The sequence below is a fragment of the Mesorhizobium sp. M4A.F.Ca.ET.020.02.1.1 genome, from assembly GCF_004022645.1.
In the GTDB taxonomy this organism is placed as follows: Bacteria; Pseudomonadota; Alphaproteobacteria; order Rhizobiales; family Rhizobiaceae; genus Mesorhizobium.
In genome coordinates this window covers 1-698 of record NZ_RZOI01001305.1, presented here as the reverse complement: position 1 = coordinate 698, position 698 = coordinate 1, and the positions used below count along the sequence as shown (strand labels likewise).

Below are 698 nucleotides of genomic sequence, written 5' to 3'. Positions count from 1 at the left end.
GAGGGTCAGATGAGCCGCATCGTCATGTACGACCAGATCGGCGCCCGCAAACCGGTCCAGAGCTTCGTCCTGGACTGGAAGGACGGCGTGCCGTGCTGCTGGAGCATGACAGGTTGCACGCCTCGCGCAACGACGCAGCGATAGAGACGCTGCTCTATGCGCCAAACACCGGACCGCTCAAGAAGACGAACCCGGACTTGGCGGTGGCGGCGGCGATCGAGGCCTTCTCGCGCAACGCCTTCATGGTCGTCGTCGGCGGCAAGCAAATGATTGCGCTGGACGATGTGGCCGTCATTTCAGCGCGCACGGACGTCGTCTTCATAAAGCTTTTGCGGCTCAAGGGGGGTTGAGTGGATGGGCAATGGAAGGTTGTTTTCGGGTCTCAGGGCAGCGGCCGCTGCATTCGGCAAGGTCGTCGCCGGCGCCCCGCGTGCGAACGAGCCGGCGCCGCTCGCCGACATAAATAGGATGGTCGAGCGCCTCCATCGCGCCCATGCCGACCGGGAGCGGAGCGAGGCGGAGACATTGGCGCGGGATATCGAGCTGGCCTCATCCGCCGGCGGCTCGCGTCCGATGATGGCCGAACTCGTAGCCCTCATCCGTGCCTATGACACCGCGAACTCGGAGCAGGACCGCAAGGATATCGCGAGCCGCCTGCGCGCTTTGTCAGCGGAACAGCGCGGCGGATTGTTCGATGC

Annotated in this window: 2 protein-coding genes; both read left to right on the top strand. The window is 64.6% G+C overall.

Annotated features, from left to right (window positions below):
- The first annotated feature begins 92 nt into the window (after window positions 1-92).
- Entirely contained in the window at window positions 93-350 is a 258-nt protein-coding gene (locus EN742_RS36805; protein ID WP_128333985.1) for a hypothetical protein, read from the top strand.
- Between the two features lie 19 nt (window positions 351-369).
- The coding region (locus EN742_RS36800; RefSeq protein WP_148670608.1) for a hypothetical protein at window positions 370-698 on the top strand (329 nt) is incomplete at its 3' end.